Below are 23071 nucleotides of genomic sequence, written 5' to 3' on the forward strand. Positions count from 1 at the left end.
GAACAGAGGTTAAAGAAACGGTATGCGGGCTCAGAAATGAAGGAACGGGCTTGCTGGATACCCGAAAGAAGCAAGCGCCTATTTTTTAAAACAAAAGAGGCGCCAGTTCAATACGCATTCAGACGTAGCGGCAACGCTTAGACGTACAGGTAGATCGCCATGAAATGGCAGGCGCTGCCGCCGAGCACAAAGCCGTGCCAGATGGCGTGGCCAAAGCGAATGCGCTTGGAAGCGTAGAAAATCACGCCCAGGGTATAGACCACCCCGCCGATCGCCAGCAGCGTGACGCCGCCGGCCTCCAGCCGCGTGACCAACTGATAAATCACGATCAGCGACAGCCAGCCCATCGTCAGGTAGGTCACCAACGACAGGGCTTCAAAACGGTGGGCGAAGGCCAGTTTGAACAGCACGCCGAGCAGCGCCAACCCCCAGATTACCGCCATCAATCCCTTCGCCAGCGGCGAATCCAGCCCCACCAGCAAAAACGGTGTGTAAGTGCCGGCAATCAGGAGATAAATGGCGCAGTGATCGAACTTTTTCAGCCAATGCTTGGCCTTCTGATGCGGAATCGCATGGTACAGCGTGGAAGCGAGAAACAGCAGGATCATGCTGCCGCCGTACAGGCTGTAACTGGTGATGGCCGTCGCATCGGCGCCGGTATTCACCGCCTGCACCAACAGCAACACCAGGCCGACGATGCCGAACACCAGCCCGATGCCGTGGCTGATGCTGTTGGCGATCTCTTCCGCCCACGGATAAGCCGCGGCGACAATCTTATTGGTCCCGGCTTTCACTACGTCCGTTTTCCCCATAACGCGCAACCCCTCAAAATGCCCTGCTCTGTTCGAAATTAACGCAAAGCAGCTTAACTGAGAATAATTCCAGTGTACACGTGTACGCTAAAATAAAAATGTGAACGCGTGTAACCATCGAAATCCCCTGCCCGGTGGTCTACAATCGTCAGGCTTCAACCCACCCACCTTGAGGTTTACACCATGTCATCCGCTGTACCCGCGTTAGATTTCGGTTCAATGACCCAGGCCATCCAGTTCCTGATGGAAATCGATAAGTTGAAAGGCGTGCAACGCCGCACCAAAGTGCTGGGCACCCAGCGCCAGGAAAACTCCGCCGAACACAGTTGGCACTTCGCCATCGCCGCCATGAGCCTGGCCCCGTACGCCGGTGATGACGTAGACATTCAGCGCGTGATCCAGATGGCGCTGCTGCATGACATCGTGGAAATCGACGCCGGTGACGTACTGGTCTACGATCTGGCCGCCCGCGCGGCGATCCACGATCAGGAAGTGGCGGCGGCGCGCCGTCTGTTCGGCATGCTGCCGCAGACACAGCGCGAGTATTTCACCGCTTTATGGCAGGAGTATGAAGATGGCGAAAGCGCCGATGCCCGCTTCGCCTTGCTGCTGGATCGCACCATGCCGATGCTGATGAACCTGCACAACGAAGGCCAGAGCTGGGTGGAAAACGGCATCAGCCTGGAGCAGGTACTGTCGCGCAATGCGGCGATCGCCGACGTGCATCCCGAGCTGTGGCGCCACCTGGAGCAACATCTGCGGGACGCGCAGCGCAAAGGCTGGTTGAAATAAGGGAACCGGGCTGCCGCCTCCGCGCCGCAGCCCGTTATCGTCACGCGAACGTCCGTTGGCGTTCCAAGGCCTCCTCATAGCTCGGCATCGACCCCGCCGCACCGGCGCGCTCCACGCAGACCGCCGCATAGGCGGCGGCAAAGCGCACCGCCTCGGCTAACGGCACCTGATTCGCCAGCTGCGCCGCCAGGGCGCCGTTAAACGCATCGCCCGCGCCGGTGGTGTCTTTCGGCTGTGCCGGAAACGCCGGGATCAGCTCGCTGTTTTCCCCGTCCGAGAACAACGCCCCCTGCGTGCCCAACGTCACGATCAGCAAACGAATGCCCTTGGCGTGCAACACCTGCGCCGCCTGGCGCGCCGAAGCCACATCGCGCACCGGCACGCCGGTCAGCAACGTGCACTCGGTGGCGTTGGGCGTCAGCAGATCGACCTGCGCCAACAGGCTGTCCGGCACCGGCTGAAACGGCGCCGGGTTGAGTATGATGAACGTTTGCGCTTCGCGGGCAATGGCGATCACCTGCTCGATCGCCGGCAGGTTGTTCTCCAATTGAGTCAGCAGAATATCCGCCGCGGCGATCGCCGGCCGGCACTGACGCACCTCGTCTTCGCTGACCGTCAGGTTGGCGCCGGGATCGACGGCGATCATGTTTTCCGCATCCTCGCCGGCAACGTAGATAAGCGCATTGCCGGTGGGGCAATCGCCGGTAGAGAACAGCGTCACCGCATCGAAACCGGCGGCGGCGAGGTGGCGCCGGGCGAACGTGCCGAAGTCGTCGCGCCCCACCTTGCCGATATAATGCACCCGCGCCCCGGCGCGCAGCGCGGCGGTCGCCTGGTTGGCGCCCTTGCCGCCCGCGCCCATCATGCTGTTACGGGCGATCAGCGATTCGCCGGGCTGCGGAAAGCGCGCCATGCCGGCGACGATATCCAGGTTGAACGAACCAAACACGCAGACTTTGCCTTTCATTGCGGGTACTCCCTGCTCAATTGGAGGTGGCGCCGGGCGGCCAGACAGGCGCCTTTGCTGCCGGTTTCATCGCTGAGGCGGCTGACGGAGATCGTCAGCCCCTGCGCCGGCTGCGGCGCGCGCAGATGACGGCGGATCTCCTGCTCCAGCCGCGCCAGCGGAAAACCGCGCATGGCGATCACGCCGCCGCCCAGGATCAGGCGCTGGGGGTCGATCACGTTCATTTCGACGGCGATGGTCTGCGCCAATCGCTCGACGAAGCGCTGCAGCTCCGGATGATCGCCGTGGCGTTCGAACAACCGGTCGAACGGCGTTTGCGCCGCGTTGGCGCGCGCCCAGCCGGTTAGCCAGTGACCGGACGTCAGACTCTCGACGCAGCCCCGTTTACCGCACGGGCATTCGCCCTGATGGCCCGGCCAGGGAATGTGCCCCAGCTCGCCGGCGGCGCCGTGCGCGCCGTGGTAAAAATCGCCGTTCAGCCACAGGCTGTTGCCCATGCCGGTGCCCAGATACAGCCCGACCGCCACCTGCGGCAACGCCGGCAGCTGCTGCAGATCCCACCACAGCAGATGATTGACGTCCTTGTCCATTCGCACCGGCAGCGCCAGCAAATCGGCCAACAGCGCCGCCACCGGCTGAGCGTCCAGCGCCGGGATAAACGGCAGCGACAGCACCCGCGAGCGATCGCGGCTGAGGATCCCCGGTAGCCCCAGCATCACCTGCGCCACCTGACGATCTTGGCAATGTCCGGCGATCAGCCGGCCCAACGCCGCCAGCGGATCGGCCTGCCGCGCCCAGTCGGCGGTCGCTATCTTGCGGTAACCGCTGAATTCACCTTCATCATCCATCAACAGCAGGCGGGTATTGGTGCCGCCGACGTCAACGCCAAGAAAATACCGCATCATGTCCCCCGCCTCAGGCCGCCTGCCGCATCTGATCCAGCATTTTTTCCCATGCCGTCTCCAGATCCGGATCGAGATTGAACAGCCCGGAGCTGCCGACGATCAACACTTCTGCACCGGCGCCCATCAGATCGCGGTAAGTGCGCTGGTTGCAGGATCCGTCGATCTCGATCAGATAGCGCAGATTTTGTTGGCTTTTCAGATCGCGCAATTGGCGGATCTTTTCCAGCATTTCGGGAATGAACGGCTGCCCGGCATAGCCCGGATCGACAGTCATGACGGTGACCTTGTCCAGCAGGTGAAGGTAGTGGCGAATAAACTCCACCGGCGTGGCCGGGTTCAGCACCACCCCCACTTTTTTGCCCAGCGCGCGGATTTGATTGATCACCCGAAACGCGTCGCGGTTGATGGTTTCAGCGTGCGGGCAGATAAAGTCCGCGCCGGCGCGGGCGATTGGCTCGATAAAGTCGGTCGGGTTCTCCACCATCAGATGCACATCCAGCAACAACGGGGTGTGCGGGCGGATCTGTTCGATAAAGAACGGCGACAGCGTGATGTTTTTAACGTAGTGCCCGTCCATGATGTCGATATGCAGCATATCGGCGCGGCGGTTCAGCACCGCCAACTGTTGGCGGATATCCATCAGGTTCATGCACATCAGTGAAGGCGAAATCTGGTATTTCATTAGCGTTATCCTGCGCAAAAGGGAAAAGGATCAGTGGCCCGCCGCGGTTCTGGCCTGGGCCGCGCTGCGGCGCATCGCCCGCCGCTGCCGATAGCGATGCCGGAAAAACTTCAGCGCCAGCACCGCGATCAGCACGGCGCCCCACATCGCCAGACTGAAATGCGGGCTGACGTTCATCAGGTTTAAACCGGTCGCGATCACCTGCAGCACGATCAGCGCCAGCACCACGCCGCTGACCCGGCCAAAACCGCCGAACGGATCGGTGCCGCCCAGAATGATCGCCAGCACCGTCAGCAGCAGGTAAGAGTCGCCGTAGCCCATGCGCGCCGAGTTGAAGCGCGCCATCATCACCAGCCCGGCAATGACGCACAGCAGGCTGGAGAGGGTGTAAATGGCGATCAGCACCCGATGGGTATTCACGCCGCTGAAGTGGGTGGCGTTGATGTTGCTGCCGCTCATGTAGATGCATTTGCCGAGCCGGGTTTTCTGCAGGAACAGCGCCAGCAAGGCGGCGACCGCCAGGAAGATCCACAGTGGCACCGGCACGCCCAGCACGCTCTCGGCGCCGATAAACCGCACGATCTCCGGCATGCCGCTCAGGGCTGCGCCGCGCGTCAGGTAGATGCCGATGCCGTTGACCGTGGTCATGGTGGCCAGCGTCACCAAAATCGGGTGCGCGCCGACGTAGGCCACCAGTGCGCCGGTCGCCGCGCCGATAAACCCGGCCAGCAGCATCGCCGCCGCCAGCGCCAAGGCCAGCCACAGCGCCTGCAAACCCAGCCCGGCGTCCGCCGGCAGGTAGCTGATGAACAGCCAGGCCATCAGCAGGCTGGTCAGGTTGGCGCTGGCGATAATGCACAGGTTCAGGCCGCCGCTGAGGATCGGAATGAACATCGCCAGCGTCAGCAGGCCCAGCTCTGGCAGCTGGAAGGCCACGCTGGTGAAGGTGGCGCCGCTGAAGAAGCGCCCCGGCATCAGCAGGCTGAAGGCGAGCACCACCGCCAGCAGCAACGCCAGTAAACCGACGGCGGCCCCGTCCGGACGAAATTTCAGGTTGTTGCCCATCAGGCGCTCCTCAGGCGAAACCAACGTCGGTTTCTTTGCGTTTCTTGTAGTGAGTGACGGTGATCGCCGCGACGATCACCAGACCGATCACCACGTTCATGAAGTAGCTGGACACGCCGATCAGGTTGAGGCCGTTTTTCAGCACGCCGATCAGGAACACGCCCATCAGCGTGCCGACAACGCTGCCCTTGCCGCCGTTCAGGCTGGCGCCACCCAGCACCGCCGCCGCCAGCACGTCGAGCTCGCCGCCCACCAGCGCGTTGGGCACCACTTCCCCCATGCGATACACCTGCACCAGACCGCCAATCGCCGCCATCGCGCCCAGATAGCCATAGGCGAACAGATGCAGCAGGCCGACGCGAATGCCGATGCGCCGCGCCGATTCCGCATCCCCGCCCACGGCAAACAGCTGGCGCCCGAGGTGCGTTTTGTTCAGCAGCAGCCAGGTCAGCAGCGCCACCGCCAGCATCACCAGCGTCGGCAAACCGAGCTGATAGCTCTGCTCACCCAGTTGGAACGGCAGCACGCTGCGCGGCAGCGTCCACCAGTCCGGCAATGCGTACAGGCTGCGGCCGTTGGTCAGCCACATCAGCATGCCGAACAACAACGCCTGCATGCTGATGGTGACGATGATCGAGACGATGCGCAGGCAGTAGATCAACAGCGCGTTGACCATGCCGAGCGCGGCGCCGATCGCCAACGCCAGCAAAATACTGCCCGCCGGGCTGACCAGGCCGTAATGCGTCGCCAGCGTGGCGATCAGGTACTGCACCACCGAGGCGACTGCGGCGAAGGAAATGTCGATGCCGCCGGTCACCAGCACCACGAACAGGCCGAGGGCGAATATGCCGCTCACCGCGTAGCTTTCGCTGAGATCGAGCAGGTTTTGCACCGTCAAAAACTGATCGCTGAGCAGCGAAAAGACGATGACCGTCAGCAGCAGCACCCAGGCCAGGTAGCCTTCGTTGCCGCGCGGTTTCAGACTGAATCTACGCATTAACCGCCTCCGCCAGCTGCTGCTGGCTCACCTGCTCCGGCAGGTACTCGCCGATCACGCTGCCGCCGCTAAAGTGCAGCACCCGATCGCAGTTGTAATACACCTCGGGCACCTCGTCGGAGATCAGCAGAATCGCTATCCCCTCCTGCGCCAGCAGATGAATCAGTTGGTAGATGCTGGCCTTGGCGCCGACGTCGACACCGACGGTCGGCGAGTCGAGGATCAGGATCCGCGGTTGGGTCAGCACCCACTTGGCCAGCACGATCTTTTGCTGATTGCCGCCGGACAGCGTCGAAACCGCCTGATCCGGATCCGCCACCCGCACGCCGAGTTTGGCGATCCACTCCGCGACGATGCGATTCTTGCGGTAATCGTCGATCAGGCGAAAACGCCCGCGCAGCTTATCGAGAATGGTCAGCACCGCGTTGTCCGCCACCGACTGTTGCTGCACCAGCCCCAGCGTCAGGCGATCCTCCGAGACATAACCGATGCCGGCCTTGATCGCGTCCTCATGGCCGCGAAAGCGCACCGGTTTACTGTCGAGGTAAAGCTTGCCGCTGTCCGGCCGGGTCATGCCGAACAGGCTCAGCGCCAGCTCGGTGCGCCCGGAGCCGAGCAGTCCGCACAGCCCGAGCACCTCGCCCTGATGCAGGCGGAAGCTGACATCGTGATACTGCCCGGCGCGGCTGAGACGATCCGCCTCCAGCATCACCCGATCCTTATTCATGCTCGGTGACTTCAGGCGATAGTCCAGCGTCAGGCCGGTCATCAATTCGGTCAGGCGATCGCCGGTGATCTCCGCCGCCGGCCAGGTGCCGATCTTGTTGCCGTCGCGGATCACCGTGACGCGATCCGAGATCTCCAGCACCTCGTCCAGCCGGTGGCTGACGAACACCACGCAGATGCCCTGCGCTTTCAAATAATCCACCGTGCGCAGCAGCTGATTGACCTCGGTGCGGGTCAGCGAGGCGGTCGGTTCATCCATGATCACCAGCCGTGCCTGCGCCACCAGCGCGCGGCAGATCGCCACCTGCTGGCGCTGGGCGATCGGCAGTTCCGCCACCGGTTTGTCGAGATCGAGATTGAAATTCAGCTCCTGCAGCAGGCGCTCGGCGGTGCGCCGCAGCCTCGCCGGGCGGTGCCATCCCAATAGCCCGCGCAGGTTGTGCTCAAAGGCGATGTTTTCCGCCACCGTCAGGTTGGGAAACAGCGACAGATCCTGATAGATCACCTGAATGCCGAAGGCGCGCGCCTGATCCGGCGATAGCCGGCCGAAGGTTTGCCCATCGAGGGTAATGCGGCTGCCGTCATCCGGTTGATACACGCCGGCGATCGCCTTAATCAACGTGCTCTTGCCGCAGCCATTGGTGCCGGCCAGGCAGTGCACCTCCCCCGGCATCAGCGCCAATGAAATATCGTTCAGCGCGCGCTGCCCGCCGAAGGTCATCGACAGCTGTTGCAGTTCGATAAGCGGCGCGCCCCGCGTTGCCGTATTGCCGGAAATCGCCATGATTACAGCCCCATCTTCACCAGCTTCGGCAGGTTTTGCTTATCCAGGCTTTCGGTGGCGTTGCCGAGAATGGTGTGTTGCTGCGCATCCACCTGCACCTTGCCCATGCCTTCGATGGTCATGCCTTCGGTGATTTTTTCGCCCTTGTGCATCATGTCGGCGATGCGCACGAACACTTCGCCCGCCACCATCGGGTTCCAGATATAACCGCCCTTGATGGCGCCGCGATTGACCAGCGAAGCGCCCTGGCCCGGGCTGAACGGCCCGATGACGCAGATATCGTTGCTTTTGCCGCGGTTGAGCACCGCGCGCCCGGCGCCGATCGGCCCCTGCGAACCGAACGCCAACACGCCTTTCAGATCGGGATATTTGGCCATCAGATCGTTGGTGGTGCGCACGCTGTCATCCAGCGATTCCCCCACGCCGAACTTGTCGCCCACCAGCTGCATGTTCGGGTAGTGCTGCTTCTGGTAATTGATGGCCGAGTCCGACCAGGTGATGTGCAGCGGCACCGTCAGGCTGCCGACGTATACCGCGTACTTGCCCTGCTCTTTCATGCAGGCGGCCAGCGCTTTCATGTGGTTGACCCCGTGCTGCGAGGCGTCCACCAGCTCAAAATCCCAGTCGGCGTACTTCTGGCCGGGGGATTCGTGCACGATCACCTTGATGCCCGCCTCCTGCGCGCGCTTGAGCACCGGCTCCAGCACCCGGGCGTCGTTCGGCACCACGCCGATGATGTCCACCTTCTGCGCGATCAGATCCTCGATGGCGCGCACCTGCAGCGCCGGATCCGCCGCCGTCGGCCCGACCATCCAGGCGTCGATGCCGCGTTTGGCGCTCTCGCTTTTGATGCCGGCCTCCATGGCGTTGAACCAGGGAATGCCGCCGATCTTCACCACTACGCCCATCTTTAGCTTGTCCGCCGCCTGCGCGGAGACCGACAGCAGCAGCGAGGCAAACAGACCGACCAGTACGGATTTTTTCATTGTTCTCTCTCCACAAGTGTTGGCTGTAATAAAAGGTTTCGTTGTTGTTATCGCGCCGCCCTTTTCGCGGCGGGTGAAACTTCAATCACATCGACGTTGTTCCAGGCCAATTCCTGACGAAACTCGTCATCGCCAAGCCTGTCGGTGATCAGCGTATCTATTTCCCGGTAATGGCAAATGCGGGCGAACGAGCGGCGGCCGAACTTGTTGCTGTCCACCAGCAGGAACTTGCGCTCCGAGGCCAGCAGCATCTGTTGCTTCAGCCGCGCATGGTGCTCATTGCTCTCGCGGATGCCGCCGTCCTGGCAAATGCCGTGGCAGGAGAAAAACAGCTTGTTGATCACGAACTCTTTCAGCATCTGCTCCGCCAGCACGCCGATAAAATCCTCGTACTTGGCGGAATACTCGCCCCCCAGCCCGATGGTGCGCACGTTGGCCTTGCAGGCCAGCGTCTGGATGATGTGCAGCGAGTTGGTCAGCACCACCAGCGAGATATCCGGCAGCTGGCGCGCCAAAAACCAGCTGGTGGAGCTGCTGTCCAGCAGCAGGCAATCCCCCGGCGCGATAAACTCCAGCGCGCGTTTGGCGATGCGCGTCTTCTGCTCCGGCGACTCATTGCTGCGCTGGCGGAAGGACTCCCCCTGATCTATCTCGGCGGGCACATAGGTTTTTTCCACCGCCGGCGGCTCGACGAAGACCGCGCCGCCGTGGCTGCGCAGCAGCAGGCCGCGCCGTTCCAGCAGGGCCAGATCACGCCGCGCCGTCTCGATAGAGATGTGGCACAGCTGCGCCACCTCCTGCACCATCACGCGGCCGCGCTGGCTCAAGACTTCGGTAATAAAGCGATGACGTTCTACAGGCAGCATGTTTCTTTTCTCCTCCACGACGATGATTACGATATCGATTTGCCGCGCCGCGTTTTGCGCGCAGACGCAAAGCGCATCGCCCCGCGATCGGGCAACGATCGCGCTGTGATAGTTGTCAAAAAAATCGGGAAGGAAATGAAATGAATAATTACGAAAGTGTGGAGTAACAGACAGTTATAATGCGCGTACGCCTGAGACAGGCAGGAGAGAAACGGTAAACGGTCACAATTCCACGTTCCGCGGCATGACCGTTAATGACCGTTTGTGTGGTTTTGACCGAGCGCCGCAAGGAGACAGCCGGCGTTGATAACGCATTACCTGAAAAAACAGCAAAAAAAATCCGGTGAGAATCTCACCGGATCGTTAGCCGCCTGACACAAATTATTCCTCGTGCTCATGCTCTTTCAACATCGCCTCACGCAACACGGCGTTCAGGCGTTTCTGATAGCCTTTGCCTGGTCGCTGAAGCCAAGCCAACACATCCGCATCGATTCGGATGGTTTTTGATACTTTCATCGGCTTATAAAAACGCCCCTGAACCGCAGTCTGCCACGTTTCTTCCCCCAGCGCCGGCGCATCGGCATAATCGATTCCCTCGTCCGGCAACGCACTCAGTGAAGCAATTTGCGCTTTCTGCTCCTCCGTCAACGGCGGGAGTACGCTATGGGCCAGATTTTTGGCGGAATTTTTGCGCTTCATATCTTCCCCTCTCTTTGGCATCGGCCTTGCGTGCTGAAATGATACGCACGATCTCTACTGTATCGCCTTCGACATCCGTTTCGATCGTCGTATGTGCCACCAGCAACAGCAAACAGGATCCGACCATACCGATCGTTTGCCAACGTTCTTCTCCATCCTCGATCCTTTCCAGCACAGCCAAATGGTTGGGATCCAGAAAAACCCGTTGCGCTATCTCAAAACTGACACGGTGTTTGCGCTGGTTACTGTGATTTTTATCCTGATTCCATTCAAAATAAACATACATTTTTGTAACTACATTTTGGTTGTTATTTAATCAAAATACATCACCTCCGAAGGGATGTCAAAATTCTCCGGATACGTTCAACGCCCGCCTGCGGCCTCGATAAAGGTGCCGGTCACGTAAGACGCGGCGTCAGACAGCAGCCAGGCGATCGCCTCCGCCACTTCCTGCGGCTGGCCGCCGCGCTGCATCGGCAAACTGCACTTCACGCGATCCACCCGGCCGGGTTCGCCGCCGCTGGCGTGTATCTCGGTATAGATAAGCCCAGGCCGCACGCCGTTGACGCGGATGCCCTGCGCCGCCACCTCCAGCGATAGCCCGATGGTCAACGAATCGACGGCGCCTTTCGAGGCGGCATAATCCACATATTCCCCCGGCGCGCCTAAACGGGAAGCGGCGGAGGACACATTGACGATAGCGCCGCCCTGCCCGCCATGGCGCTGCGCCATGCGCTTCACCGCCTCGCGGCAACACAAGAAATACCCGGTGACGTTGGTGCCGAGCACCTTATTGATGCGCTCGGCGGTCAACTGTTCAATGTTCGCCTGCCGGAACAGAATGCCGGCGTTGTTGACCAGCGCGCTAAGCGTGCCCAGCCCGGCATCCAGCGCCCTGAACATCGCCATCACCTGCGCTTCATCGGCCACGTCGGCCTGCAGCGCCAGCGCCTTGCCGCCCTGCGCCTCAATCTCCGCCACCACCTGCCGCGCCGCACTTTCGTCGCGCAGGTAATTCACGCCCACCGCATAGCCCTGCCGGGCCAGCAGCAAAGCAGTCGCGCGGCCAATTCCCCGGCTTGCGCCGGTCACCAATGCCACTTTCATCATCGTATTTTTTCTCTGGTTGGCGATGTCGACAACGGCCTGCGCACAGGCCTTCCGTTTGCCCGTCAGAGTATAGAGCGGCGCCCTAAAAAACGCTTCAAAGCTGAGCCAGGCGGCGCAGCTGCTTTTTAATGCGCGACTTGGCGCAGCCGTAAGCGTCCGTCGCCGCCGCCTGATGCACCCGCTGCAAAGCGGAAGCATGATGGCCGCCGTGGCTATGGCTCTGCGCATCACCGCGAAAAGACAGCATCAACAGAACGAGCAGTATCGCCACGCCTGAATACATCAGCCGCCGCGAGGCGCCCGCGTTCGGGAAACCTTCAGTCTGCATGTTTCGCCCCCTCAGCCATGATTTCGAATGGCAGCAAAATAACTGAAATTCCCCCCCGCTCCCTTAACGCGAGATTAAAGCCAGATTAAGGTTTGCTTAAGAACGCGCAGGCAGAGCGGTTTTCCTCGTTGTCTTCCCGCCAGCGTTATAGTTAGATAATCGCGACTCAAGGCTCTCAGCGGAAATAACGTGAACATACTGTTGGTGGAAGACGACCTGCAATTAGGCAAGGCGCTGTGCCGAGCATTGGAGCTGGCCGGCTTTAATTTGTGCTGGGTGCGCCTGCTCACCGACGCGGAAAATAAACTTTCACCCGGCGGGTTCGATTTGATGCTGTTGGATCTCACGCTGCCGGACGGCGACGGTTTGCAGAAGCTGATCGCCTGGCGCGCCGCCGGACAGAATATCCCGATCATCATCCTGACCGCCCGCGATCGCATCGAGAGCCTGGTGAACAGCCTCGACTCCGGCGCGGACGACTTTCTGGCCAAACCTTTCGCGCTGCCCGAACTCATCTCGCGCGTCAAGGCGGTCAACCGGCGCATGGCGGGCTTCGCGTCTCAAACCTGGAGCCTCGGCGCGCTGTATCTCGATCCGGTCAACCATCAGGTCATGCTGGATAACGAACTGCTGATGCTGTCGAAAAAAGAGTATCACCTGCTGCACGAACTGATGCGCTGCGCCGGCACCGTGGTGCGCAAAGCGGTGTTGGAACAGCGGCTGTTCGGCCACGGCGACAGCGTGGAAAGTAACTCGCTGGAAGTACACATGCATAATTTACGCCGCAAGATTGGTAAAGAAAGAATCATTACCGTACGCGGCATTGGCTATTTGCTGAAGAAAGAGTAGCGGGATGATCGGTTTCAAATCCTTCTTTATGCGCACCATTATTTTCCAGGTCCTGGCCATTTTATTATTGTGGGGGATCCTCGTCGCCTGGGTGAAGTACTGGTATTACCCCGATATGGAGAAATATTTCGATAACCAGCAACGCATCGTCGCCGCAGGCATCGCCAATATTCTCGATGAAACCGGCACCGATAATATCGATTACCGCGGCATCATCAAAACCATCGAAAGCATGTACATTGATTCCATCAATAACGGCATGCAGGATCAATTCGACTATCATCCGCTGTTCGTGGTTTACGATCGGGATAACCGGGTGCTTTACTGCTCACAAACGCAGGAAGAACCGCTGCGCCTGCCGCCTTCGGTGCTGTCCGGCTCCGTCAATTACGCCGGCGCCAACTGGCACCTTGCCGGTAGCTGGAGCGAAAAGCGCCAGTACCGGGTGATCGTCGGCGAGTCTTTCAACGATCGCACCACGATATTCGGCAACCCGGCGGAAAGCACCGCCGTACCGCTGCTTGGCATTCTGGCGGCGATCATCATTACCTTGCTGTTTACCGCCTACTTCAGCCTGCGGCCACTGCGCCAGATCGCCCGCACCATTTCCGATCGTCAGCCGGGCAACCTGTCGCCGCTCAACGTCAGCGAGCAGTATCAGGAAATCCGGCCGGTGGTGATGGAGGTCAACAAACTGATGGCGCGCATCGACGCGGCCAATCAGCGCGAGAAACGCTTTATGGCCGACGCCGCGCACGAGCTGCGCACGCCGATCGCCGCCGTGCTGGCGCAGCTGCATCTGCTGACCCAGGTCAGCGAGCAACAGGAGCGCCGAGAAATCATCGGCGACATGCAGCAAGGGCTGGATCGCGCGGCGTCGCTGTCACGCCAGCTGATCAACCTGGCCAAGCTGGAGGCAGAAGATTTTCCGCTGAAGATTGAGGCGGTGGACATCTATGCGGAGATCGGCAAATGCATCGCACAGCACGTCCCCTATGCGCTGGAGAAAGATGTCGAACTGTCGCTCGACGGCAGCGAGGATGTGGTGGTGAGTACCGACCGCCATGCGCTGATCGCCATCTTCACCAACCTGCTGGATAACGCGCTCAAGTACGCGCCGCCCGGCAGCCGCATCGAGGCTAATATCCGCTCGCTGGCGCCGCTCGGCTGCTATATTACGTTGCGCGATAACGGCCCGGGGGTGAGCGAAGAACACCATTCCCGCCTGTTTGAACGCTTTTACCGCGTGCCCGGCACGCAGCAAACCGGCAGCGGGCTCGGATTGGCCATCGCCCGAAACCTGGCCGACAAAATCGGCGCGCAGCTGCGCGTCACCGAAGGCCTTGACGATCGCGGCATCGGCTTCATCATCGATTTGCCGGAAAGTTATCGGCCACAGACTGAGAGTGAACCACGACCATGATTGCCCCTGTTCTGCTGCAACGGCAGCAACTCGACCGGCTATGGGATATCGACCGCAGCGAAATTATCGACACTCTGTATCGCCTGCAGGACGGCAAGTTGCAATCCTATGCGGAGTACTACGACGTGCGCGGCTGGGATCCGCACGATCGGGAAACCTATACGCCAATCCACGCAGCGTGCTTCGATCGCGGCGGCGCGTTCTTCGCGCTGTTCGAAGGCGAGGAGATCGTGGCGGCGGCGGCGCTGGACACCGAGCCGCGCGGCCCACAGCGGGATCTGCGCCAGCTGCTGTTCTTTTACGTCAGCGCGCACAAACGCGGCCAGGGGTTAGGCAGGCAGCTGTTCCAGCTCTGCCTGCGTCAGGCGGCGCAAGACGGCGCCGCCGGGCTGTATGTCTCCTCCATCCCCAATAAAAGCACCGTAGACTTCTATCTGGCGCAGGGCTGCCGGCTCATCGAACAGCCGGATACCGAATTGTTCGCCCGTGAGCCGGAAGACATTCATCTGGTCTGCCCTTGCCGCTAGCGGCCGGGGTTAACGGGCGATGCGCATCACCGAACGCACGTCGCTTTTCTTGTTCAGATCCCACACCTCGGCGATCTCCGCCAACGCGTGCTCCTGCGTCTCGATAGTGAGCGCTCCGGTCGCCGCCAGCGCCAAAATCTCGGTCGCGTAGCGCTGCATCTCCGGGATCGGCGGAAAGTTGCCGGTGCCGCTGCCGAGGATCTGCAGCTGATTGCTGCGCAACACCGCCGCCGGCAGCCGGATGTCCGGCGCGGCCATCGAACCGACGTTGACCAAGCGAATGCCGCGTCCGCCGGCGTAAGACGAGAGATCGTGATTATTGAGCGTCGCCAGCAGCGCTTCAGTCGCCGGGCCCCAGATGTAATCGACGATTACCTGATAACCGCCCGGCCCCGCCGCCGCCGCGAAGGCCTGCGTCAGCGCCTCGCCCTGCAGGCTCAGATCCACCGTGGCGTCTACACCCAATGCCTCCAGCACGCTCAGTCGACGGCCGGCGGCAACAATGCGTCCGGCCCCCGCCTGACGCGCCGCCGCGACCGCCAGCTTGCCCGAGGTGCCGGTGGCGCCGATGATCAGCACCGTTTCACCGGGCTGCAGATCCGCCCGCCAGCGCAGCGGCAACCAGGCGGCGAAGGCCGGATTGATCAGCGCGGCCGCCGTGGCGTCGTCCACCGTCGCCGGCACCGGCACCGTCCAGGACGCGACGCTGCGCTCTGCCATCGCGCCGTAAGGGCGACGGAAAGAGGCGAAGTACACCCGTTGCCCGTCCGCCGTACGGCCCACGCCGTCGGTGCCGGGCACGATCGGCAATTGCTTCGGGCTGGAATAGTGGGTTCCGGCGACGGTGGCGCGATCCAGCTGTTTGATGCCGGCCGCCAGAACGTCGATCGGCACTTCATTCGCCTGCGCCTGAGGCTCCTCAAAGGTGCCGAAAACCGGGGGTTGCCCCAGCGCTGTTACGATTGCCGCTTGCATGGTGACTCCTCAAATCGTGGGAACGTAAAGGAAAGAATAGGCCGCTATAAAATAAAAAGGGACACCGCATGATGCGGTGTCCCCCGAACACAAACTTTGCCGAACGTGTTATTCGTAATCGCTCATCGGCACGCAAGAGCAGAACAGGTTACGGTCGCCGTACACGTCGTCCAGACGCTTAACGCTCGGCCAGTACTTGTTCTCGCGTACGCCGGCCACCGGGAACACCGCCAGTTCGCGGCTGTACGGATGCTGCCAGTCGTTGACCAGCTCCGCCTGCACGTGCGGCGCATTCACCAGCGGGTTGTCTTCCAGCGGCCATTCGCCCTTGGCGACGCGGTCGATTTCGCTGCGGATCGCCAGCATCGCATCGATAAAGCGATCCAGCTCCACCTTGCTTTCCGACTCGGTCGGCTCGACCATCAGCGTGCCCGCCACCGGGAACGACATGGTCGGGGCGTGGAAACCGAAGTCGATCAGGCGCTTGGCGATGTCCATTTCGCTGATGCCGGTCTCTTCCTTCAGTGGACGAATATCGAGGATACATTCGTGCGCCACGCGGTGATCGCGGCCGGTATACAGAATCGGGTACGCGTCTTTCAAACGGGTGGCGATGTAGTTGGCGTTCAGGATCGCCATCTGGCTGGCCTGCTTCAGGCCCTCCGCGCCCATCATGCGGATGTACATCCAGCTGATAGGCAAGATGGAGGCGCTGCCGAACGGCGCCGCGGAGACCGCGCCCTGCTGGGTGGTCACGCCGTCGATCTGCACCACGCTGTGGCCCGGCACGAACGGCGCCAGGTGTGCTTTCACGCCGATCGGCCCCATGCCCGGGCCGCCGCCGCCGTGCGGGATACAGAAGGTCTTATGCAGGTTGAGATGCGACACATCCGCGCCGATGTAGCCTGGCGTGGTGATGCCCACCTGGGCGTTCATGTTGGCGCCATCCAGATACACCTGACCGCCGAACTGATGCACGATCTGGCACACTTCACGGATGGTTTCTTCATACACGCCGTGGGTCGACGGGTAGGTCACCATGATGCAAGAGAGTTCTTCGCCTGCCTGCTCCGCCTTGACGCGCAGATCGTGCAGATCGATGTTGCCGTTCTTGTCGCAGGCCACCACCACCACGCTCATGCCCGCCATCTGGGCGGAGGCCGGGTTGGTGCCGTGTGCCGAGCTCGGGATCAGACAGACGTGGCGGCCCGCTTCGTTGCGGCTTTCGTGGTAGCGGCGGATCGCCAGCAGGCCGGCGTATTCGCCCTGCGCGCCGGAGTTCGGCTGCATGCACACCGCGTCATAGCCGGTCAGCTGCACCAGCCACTGGGACAGTTGGCCGATCATCTGCTGGTAACCGGCCGCCTGCTCCGGCGGGCAGAACGGATGCAACTCTGAGAATTCAGGCCAGGTGATCGGGATCATTTCCGCCGCGGCGTTCAATTTCATGGTGCAGGAACCCAGCGGGATCATCGCCTGGTTCAGCGCCAGATCCTTGCGCTCCAAGCGATGCATGTAACGCATCATCTCGGTTTCGCTGTGATAGCGGTTGAATACCGGGTGGGTCAGGATCGGATCCTGGCGCAGCATGGCGGCCGGGATCGATTGGCTGTTTTTGCTCACCGCCGCGTCCAACGCGTCGATGTCCAGACCGTGATTGTCGCCGGCCAGCAGTGCGAACAGCGTTTGCACGTCTTCACGCGAGGTGGCTTCATCCAGCGTGATGCCGACGGCGCCGTGAATGTCGGTACGCAGGTTGATGCCGAAGCTCAGCGCGCGCTCCAGCACGGCGGCCTTGTCCTTCACTTCGACGGTCAGGGTGTCGAACCAGGTGTGGTGACGCAGCGTCAGGCCGGCCTTCTGCAGCCCGGCGGCCAGAATGTCGGTCAGGCGATGGATGCGCCCGGCGATGCGCTGCAGGCCTTGCGGGCCGTGATACACCGCGTACAGGCTGGCGATGTTGGCCAGCAGCACCTGCGAGGTACAGATATTCGAGTTGGCTTTCTCGCGGCGGATATGTTGCTCGCGAGTCTGCATCGCCATGCGCAGCGCGGTGTTGCCGGCGGCATCGCGGGAAACGCCGATAATGCGGCCCGGCATCGAACGCTTGAACTCGTCGCGGCAGGCGAAGAAGGCGGCGTGCGGGCCGCCGTAGCCCATCGGCACGCCGAAGCGCTGCGCGGAGCCGAACACCACGTCGGCGCCCTGCTTGCCCGGCGCGGTCAGCAGCACCAGGGCCATGATGTCGGCGGCCACGCTGGTGATGATTTTGCGCGATTTCAGTTCGGCCAGCAGCGCGCTGTAGTCGTGCAGTTCACCGGTGGTGCCCACCTGCTGCAGCAGCACGCCGAACACGCCGTCCAGCTCCAGCACTTTTTCCGCTTTATCGACGATGACGTCGAAGCCGAAGGTTTCGGCGCGGGTGCGCACCACGTCCAGCGTTTGCGGATGCACGTCGTCAGCCACGAAGAAACGGTTGGCGTCTTTCAGCTTGCTGGCGCGTTTGGCCAACGCCATCGCCTCGGCGGCGGCGGTCGCTTCATCCAGCAGCGAAGCGGAGGCCAGATCCAGACCGGTCAGATCGAGGGTCACGGTCTGGAAGTTCAGCAGCGCTTCCAGACGGCCCTGCGACACTTCCGGCTGATAGGGGGTATAAGCGGTGTACCAGCCCGGGTTTTCCAGCATGTTGCGCAGGATCACCGGCGGCGTCAGCACGGCGCTGTAGCCCATGCCGATATAGGATTTGTAGCGCTGATTCTGCGAGGCGATCGCCTTCAGCTCAGCCAACGCCTGATGTTCGGTCGCCGCGTCGCCGACCGGCGGCGGCCCCGGCAGCTGAATGTCCGCCGGCACAATCTGTTGGATCAGCGCGCTGAGCGAGCGAGCGCCCACCGCTGCCAGCAACTCCTGGCGTTGTTCCGCAGAAGAGCCGATGTGGCGTTCAATGAACGCTTCGCTGTGTTCGAGTTGGCTGAGTGTCTGAGTCATTGCTACAAATTCCTGAATGCTTGCGTGATACGGGATATAGCTTGAACGGTAACTAAAACGCCCCGGCCGAAAGGCCTGGGGCGTGGTCACGATTACTCGTCGATCGAGGCCTGATAAGCTGCGGCGTCCAGCAGGTTCGCCAGCTCGCCTTCGTCGGAGGCTTTAATCTGGAACAGGAAACCGTCACCGTAAGGTTCGCTGTTCACCAGTTCCGGAGAGCTTTCCAGCTCGCCGTTCACCGCCACGATTTCGCCGCTGATTGGCGCGTAAATGTCCGATGCCGCCTTGACGGATTCCGCCACGGCGCAATCTTCACCGGCGGCGACGCTGCGGCCCACTTCCGGCAGATCGACAAACACCATATCACCCAGCAGCTCCTGCGCATGTTCGGTGATGCCTACGGTGTAAACGCCGTTACCTTCTGCACGAACCCACTCGTGGGAGGATGCGTATTTCAATTCTGTTGGCACATTGCTCATCGCCGGTTACTCCTTCGAAGAAATAAAAGAATCAATCAATAAAAAATCAATTTGTCAGCGGCTTGCCGGCGCGAACGAAACCGGGCTTGGTCACTTTGACCGGCATTTCACGGTTGCGGATCTGCACGATAGCCTGCTCGCCGATGCCTGCCGGCACGCGCGCCAGCGCGATGCTGAAGCCCAGCGTCGGAGAGAACGAGCCGCTGGTGATCACGCCTTCGTGGGTTTGCCCCGCCGCGTCGGTGAAACGCACCGGCAGCTCATTACGTAATACGCCTTTTTCCGTCATGATCAAGCCGACCAGTTGCTCGGTGCCCTGCTCGCGCTGTTGTTCCAGCGCTTCGCGGCCGATGAAACGGCGATCTTCCGGCTGCCAGGCGATGGTCCAGCCCATGTTGGCGGCCAGCGGCGAAACGCCTTCATCCATCTCTTGCCCGTAGAGGTTCATGCCCGCTTCCAGGCGCAGGGTGTCGCGCGCGCCCAGACCGGCCGGCTTGACGCCCGCAGCCAGCAATTTTTGCCAGAAATCCGCCGCCTGCTCTTTCGGCAGCGCGATCTCATAGCCGGCCTCGCCGGTGTAACCGGTGGTGGCGATGAACAGCTCGCCGGCCTGCACGCCGAAGAATGGCTTCATGCCTTCGACCGCGCTTTTTTGCTCCGGGGTGAACAGGGTGCCGGCGCGCTCTTTGGCCTGCGGGCCCTGCACCGCGATCAGCGCCAGATCGTCGCGCACCGTCAGCGCGACGCCATACGGCGCGGCGTGCTCTTCGATCCAGGCCAGGTCTTTGTCGCGGGTGGCGGAGTTCACCACCAGGCGGAAATAGTCTTCAGTGAGGAAATAAACGATCAGGTCGTCGATCACGCCGCCGGAGGCATTCAGCATGCCGGTGTACAGCGCTTTGCCGGGTTGGGTCAGTTTGGCGACGTCGTTCGCCAGCAGGTAGCGCAGGAACTCGCGGGTGCGGGCGCCGTGCAGATCCACAATGGTCATGTGAGACACGTCGAACATGCCGGCATCCTGACGCACCGCGTGGTGCTCATCGAGCTGCGAGCCGTAGTGCAGCGGCATCATCCAGCCGTGAAAGTCTACCATGCGCGCACCGCACGCCACGTGCTGGTCGTACAGTGGGGTTTGCTTTGCCATCTTTTCCCTCTTTCCACTCGTCGCTAGAAGTTAGGGTGCTGCCACGCAATGCGGCGGAGCCTGGCTCGCGGCCCGATCGCCATGGCGCACTGACTGCTCAACACAAATGCTGCGCCGGGACGGGCGAAAACTGCGTGCAACCGCCGTGACGCAAACGATACCTTTCCCTCGAACTTATCACCGAACGACCACATTAACCATAAGTTAAAATAGGCTCATCGCCGTTCCGGGGCGGTAAAACGCCGGGCTAGTGTGCAGAGTTTTTCACTGGAAAAATGCGCCTTAAGGCACAAAATTAACAATTAAAGCGGCAAAACACCGAACTTATATAACAAACCTATGGCCTCACATGGGATCCGGACTTTTGATAACCGAACATGGAATTAGAAAAAGTAATGATAAAAAGCGGCTGAAATTAGATTATTTCAAATGAAGGGTTATATAAGGAAAAGCGATGGAATAAGGCGAGAAGCGCGAGCCCGGCGCGGGCCCGCAGAAGGAAGGGATCAGGCAAGCCACTCGGGCAGATCGTTCAGGCCCATCGCCTGACGCACCAGCTTCGGTTTGACGCCCGGCAGGCTGTCCGCCAGCCGCAGGCCCACGTCGCGCAGCAGCTTTTTGGCCGGGTGATTGCCGTCGAACAGTTCGCGGAAACCCTGCATGCTGGCCAGCATTACCGCCGCGCCATGTTTGCGGCGGCGCTCATAACGGCGCAGATAGAGGTGCTGGCCGATATCCTTGCCCTGCCGCTGCAGGCGGCGCAGTTCGGAAATCAGCTCGGCGGCGTCCATGAAGCCCAGGTTAACGCCCTGGCCGGCCAACGGATGCACGGTATGCGCCGCATCACCCACCAGCGCCAGGCGGTGCGCTGCGAAGCTGCGCGCATAGCGGCCGGTCAACGGGAAGGCCAGCCGTTCGCTTTCCAGGCTGCAAGCCCCCAGGCGCATGTCGAAGGTCATCGCCAGTTCGCGGTTGAACTGCGCCGGTTCCAGCCGTTTGAGCCTTTCGGCTTCTTCCGGCGTCACCGACCAGACGATAGAGCTCAAATGCGGATCGCTGAATGGCAGGAACGCCAGAATGCCGTCGCCGTGGAAAATTTGCCGCGCCGTCGCCTGATGCGATTCTTCGGTGCGAACGGTGGCCACCAGCGCGTGGTGGCGGTAATCCCAGAAGGTGAGCGGGATATCGGCATGCTGGCGCAGCCACGACTGGGCGCCGTCGGCGCCAATCACCAACCGGGCGGTCAGCATGCGGCCGTCCTCCAGCGTGACGAAGGCGTCGTTCTCGCCCCACGCCACCTGCTTGAGCGCGGCCGGGGTAATCAGCGTGATGTCCGACAGGCTTTCGGCGCGTTTCCACAGCGCCTGCTGGATCACCGAATTTTCGATGATGTGGCCGAGATGGCTGAAGCCGCACTCGTCGCCGCGGAAGGCGATTTTGCCGAAGCTGTCGCGATCCCACACTTCCATCGCGTTATAGGCGCTGGCGCGCAGCTGGAGAATGTCGCCCCACACGCCGATGTGCTGCAGCAACCGCTCGCTGGCGGCATTGATGGCGGAGACGCGCAGGGCCGGCTGTTCCGACGGCGGCGCCATCTCCGGCTGGCGCTGCTCCAGCACCGCCACGCGCAGCCCGCTGCCCTGCAGGCCGCAGGCCAACGCCAACCCCACCATACCGCCACCGGCGATAATCACGTCAAATGATTGCATGCTGCTCGATTTCCTTAAATAACGCGCGACGCCTTGCCGCGCCGCGCTTTGGGCGCGTTAAAGCGCCCGACCATGTCTCTAACGTTCCACCCAGCCCAGCGTACGCTTGGCGAAGGCATCGCGTATCGCCGGCAAACGTTCCATCGCCATCAGCCCCAGATTGCGGCCGATCACCAGCGGGCCATAACGGTTGGCGAACAGATGAATCAACCCATCGGTCACGCCGATCGTCGCCCGCTGATCGTTTTGCCGCCGCTGCTGATAACGGCTCAGCAGTGCGTAACCGCCGGCGTCTTCGCCGCTGTCTGCCGCTTCCGCCAGCGTTTCCGCCAGCGACATCACGTCGCGCAGGCCAAGGTTGAACCCCTGCCCGGCGATAGGATGCAGCGTTTGCGCCGCATTGCCCACCAGCGCCAGCCGGTGGCTGACATGGCGATCGGCGGTCAGCAGACCGAGTGGGTAACTGTGCCGTTTACCGGCTTTGAGGATGCGCCCCAGCCGCCAGCCGAAGGCCTGTTGCAGCTCGGCGATAAACCGCTCGTCGTCCCAGGCATCCACCTGGGCGCGATCTTCGCGCGCATGGCACCATACCAGTGAACTGCGCCCCTGCGACATCGGCAACAGCGCCAGCGGCCCATAGCGAGTAAAGCGCTCAAAGGCGCGCCCCTGCGGATCTTCCGCCGTGGTGACGTTGGCAATGGTGGCGAACTGCGGATAGTCCTCCTGCCGCCACTGCATATTGCAGGCTTGCGCCAGCGCAGAGCGCGAGCCATCGGCCGCCACCAGCAATTGCCCGCGCAGACGCTGGCCGTTGTCCAGCAGCACTTCCGCCCGCTCTGCGGTGCGAATCACGTCCACCACCCGCGCCGGGCAGTGCAGCGTAACGCCGGGGGCCTTGGCCAGCAGCGCGAACAACCGCTGCCCGGCGTCGTGCAGTTCGATCACCTGGCCGAGCGCATCGACCTGATAATCTTGCGCCTGCAGATTCACAAACCCGGCGTGCCCGCGATCGCTGACGTGCACCTGAGTGATCGGCGTAGCGCAATCGCGCAGCGCCGGCCAAACGCCGATGCGCACCAGCTGTTGGCAGGTGCCCTGCGCCAGTGCGATGGCGCGGGCGTCAAAGCCCGGATGGCTGCGGTCGTCCGGCCGGGTCGCCTCGACCAGATCCACCGCCATTCTTCCCTGAGTGAGCGACGAAATGGCCAGCGCCAACGTCGCGCCCGCCATACCGCCGCCAACGATAATAACGCTCATG

23 protein-coding genes are annotated in these 23071 nt (G+C 61.8%); 4 read left to right on the plus strand and 19 right to left on the minus strand.

Translation table 11 applies throughout. The features are described 5' to 3' along the window. Window positions 1-137: 137 nt before the first annotated feature. Window positions 138-812, minus strand: a complete 675-nt coding sequence (gene trhA / locus ACSBQS_RS22205) for a PAQR family membrane homeostasis protein TrhA (protein WP_033644772.1) — start codon at window positions 810-812, stop codon at window positions 138-140. Window positions 813-995: 183 nt separating this feature from the next. Here trhA and ACSBQS_RS22210 point away from each other — a divergent pair, with 183 nt between their 5' ends. After that, window positions 996-1604, plus strand: a complete 609-nt coding sequence (locus tag ACSBQS_RS22210) for an HD domain-containing protein (RefSeq protein ID WP_047573791.1) — start codon at window positions 996-998, stop codon at window positions 1602-1604. Between the two features lie 40 nt (window positions 1605-1644). Here the strand turns inward: ACSBQS_RS22210 and rbsK are convergent, their stop codons facing one another. From rbsK to ACSBQS_RS22270, 12 genes are all read right to left on the minus strand, one after another. Further along, window positions 1645-2571, minus strand: coding sequence for a ribokinase (gene rbsK, locus ACSBQS_RS22215; RefSeq protein ID WP_033644768.1), 927 nt, complete (start codon window positions 2569-2571; stop codon window positions 1645-1647). Next, the gene (gene alsK, locus ACSBQS_RS22220; protein WP_047026641.1) at window positions 2568-3476 is read right to left on the minus strand and encodes an allose kinase; all 909 of its coding nucleotides are present in this window, start codon (window positions 3474-3476) and stop codon (window positions 2568-2570) included. Before alsK ends, rbsK begins: the two co-directional genes overlap by 4 nt. Window positions 3477-3486: 10 nt before the next feature. Further along, a complete protein-coding gene (gene alsE / locus ACSBQS_RS22225) occupies window positions 3487-4158 on the minus strand; it encodes a D-allulose 6-phosphate 3-epimerase (protein WP_047026642.1) in 672 nt (223 codons plus the stop codon). 30 nt (window positions 4159-4188) lie between these two features. After that, a complete protein-coding gene (locus tag ACSBQS_RS22230) occupies window positions 4189-5223 on the minus strand; it encodes an ABC transporter permease (protein ID WP_047026643.1) in 1035 nt (344 codons plus the stop codon). Window positions 5224-5233: 10 nt separating this feature from the next. After that, window positions 5234-6220: an ABC transporter permease gene (locus ACSBQS_RS22235; RefSeq protein WP_047026644.1), complete on the minus strand. Its 987-nt coding sequence runs from the start codon at window positions 6218-6220 to the stop codon at window positions 5234-5236. Continuing rightward, complete coding sequence (locus ACSBQS_RS22240) at window positions 6213-7730, minus strand: sugar ABC transporter ATP-binding protein (protein ID WP_197666765.1); 1518 nt, start codon at window positions 7728-7730, stop codon at window positions 6213-6215. Before ACSBQS_RS22240 ends, ACSBQS_RS22235 begins: the two co-directional genes overlap by 8 nt. A gap of 2 nt (window positions 7731-7732) precedes the next feature. Further along, complete coding sequence (locus tag ACSBQS_RS22245; RefSeq protein ID WP_072627042.1) at window positions 7733-8716, minus strand: substrate-binding domain-containing protein; 984 nt, start codon at window positions 8714-8716, stop codon at window positions 7733-7735. A gap of 47 nt (window positions 8717-8763) precedes the next feature. Further along, on the minus strand, window positions 8764-9582 hold the full coding sequence (locus ACSBQS_RS22250; protein ID WP_033644759.1) for a DeoR/GlpR family DNA-binding transcription regulator: 819 nt from the start codon (window positions 9580-9582) through the stop codon (window positions 8764-8766). A 381-nt stretch (window positions 9583-9963) separates the two neighbouring features. Next, the gene (locus tag ACSBQS_RS22255) at window positions 9964-10281 is read right to left on the minus strand and encodes a BrnA antitoxin family protein (protein WP_016929995.1); all 318 of its coding nucleotides are present in this window, start codon (window positions 10279-10281) and stop codon (window positions 9964-9966) included. After that, window positions 10244-10567, minus strand: a complete 324-nt coding sequence (locus tag ACSBQS_RS22260) for a BrnT family toxin (protein ID WP_071845113.1) — start codon at window positions 10565-10567, stop codon at window positions 10244-10246. Before ACSBQS_RS22260 ends, ACSBQS_RS22255 begins: the two co-directional genes overlap by 38 nt. Window positions 10568-10644: 77 nt before the next feature. Continuing rightward, window positions 10645-11388 carry an SDR family oxidoreductase gene (locus tag ACSBQS_RS22265; protein WP_047026660.1) on the minus strand — a complete coding sequence of 248 codons (744 nt, stop codon included), beginning with the start codon at window positions 11386-11388 and terminating at the stop codon, window positions 10645-10647. A gap of 97 nt (window positions 11389-11485) precedes the next feature. Next, complete coding sequence (locus tag ACSBQS_RS22270; protein ID WP_033644758.1) at window positions 11486-11719, minus strand: hypothetical protein; 234 nt, start codon at window positions 11717-11719, stop codon at window positions 11486-11488. A 189-nt stretch (window positions 11720-11908) separates the two neighbouring features. Here ACSBQS_RS22270 and ACSBQS_RS22275 point away from each other — a divergent pair, with 189 nt between their 5' ends. The 3 genes from ACSBQS_RS22275 to ACSBQS_RS22285 are packed head-to-tail and all read left to right on the plus strand — an operon-like array spanning window position 11909 to window position 14518. Next, on the plus strand, window positions 11909-12568 hold the full coding sequence (locus tag ACSBQS_RS22275) for a response regulator (RefSeq protein ID WP_033652176.1): 660 nt from the start codon (window positions 11909-11911) through the stop codon (window positions 12566-12568). A 4-nt stretch (window positions 12569-12572) separates the two neighbouring features. Beyond that, window positions 12573-13991 carry an ATP-binding protein gene (locus tag ACSBQS_RS22280; protein ID WP_042785321.1) on the plus strand — a complete coding sequence of 473 codons (1419 nt, stop codon included), beginning with the start codon at window positions 12573-12575 and terminating at the stop codon, window positions 13989-13991. Further along, complete coding sequence (locus tag ACSBQS_RS22285) at window positions 13991-14518, plus strand: GNAT family N-acetyltransferase (RefSeq protein ID WP_052752719.1); 528 nt, start codon at window positions 13991-13993, stop codon at window positions 14516-14518. Before ACSBQS_RS22280 ends, ACSBQS_RS22285 begins: the two co-directional genes overlap by 1 nt. A gap of 9 nt (window positions 14519-14527) precedes the next feature. Here ACSBQS_RS22285 and ACSBQS_RS22290 read toward each other — a convergent pair whose 3' ends face one another. From ACSBQS_RS22290 to ubiH, 6 genes are all read right to left on the minus strand, one after another. Then, window positions 14528-15493 (minus strand): quinone oxidoreductase family protein, encoded by a 966-nt coding sequence (locus ACSBQS_RS22290; RefSeq protein WP_033652179.1) that lies wholly within the window; start codon window positions 15491-15493, stop codon window positions 14528-14530. Window positions 15494-15601: 108 nt separating this feature from the next. Further along, window positions 15602-18481 (minus strand): aminomethyl-transferring glycine dehydrogenase, encoded by a 2880-nt coding sequence (gene gcvP / locus ACSBQS_RS22295; protein WP_015378983.1) that lies wholly within the window; start codon window positions 18479-18481, stop codon window positions 15602-15604. 92 nt (window positions 18482-18573) lie between these two features. Then, window positions 18574-18960, minus strand: coding sequence for a glycine cleavage system protein GcvH (gcvH, locus tag ACSBQS_RS22300; RefSeq protein ID WP_025304150.1), 387 nt, complete (start codon window positions 18958-18960; stop codon window positions 18574-18576). A gap of 46 nt (window positions 18961-19006) precedes the next feature. Further along, window positions 19007-20104: a glycine cleavage system aminomethyltransferase GcvT gene (gcvT, locus tag ACSBQS_RS22305; RefSeq protein WP_004931631.1), complete on the minus strand. Its 1098-nt coding sequence runs from the start codon at window positions 20102-20104 to the stop codon at window positions 19007-19009. Window positions 20105-20610: 506 nt separating this feature from the next. Then, on the minus strand, window positions 20611-21813 hold the full coding sequence (ubiI, locus tag ACSBQS_RS22310) for an FAD-dependent 2-octaprenylphenol hydroxylase (protein ID WP_353440591.1): 1203 nt from the start codon (window positions 21811-21813) through the stop codon (window positions 20611-20613). 78 nt (window positions 21814-21891) lie between these two features. Continuing rightward, a complete protein-coding gene (gene ubiH / locus ACSBQS_RS22315; protein ID WP_042785326.1) occupies window positions 21892-23070 on the minus strand; it encodes a 2-octaprenyl-6-methoxyphenyl hydroxylase in 1179 nt (392 codons plus the stop codon). Window position 23071 lies beyond the last annotated feature (1 nt).

This window comes from Serratia sp. H402Y, from assembly GCF_051172415.1.
Lineage (GTDB): Bacteria > Pseudomonadota > Gammaproteobacteria > Enterobacterales > Enterobacteriaceae > Serratia > Serratia ureilytica.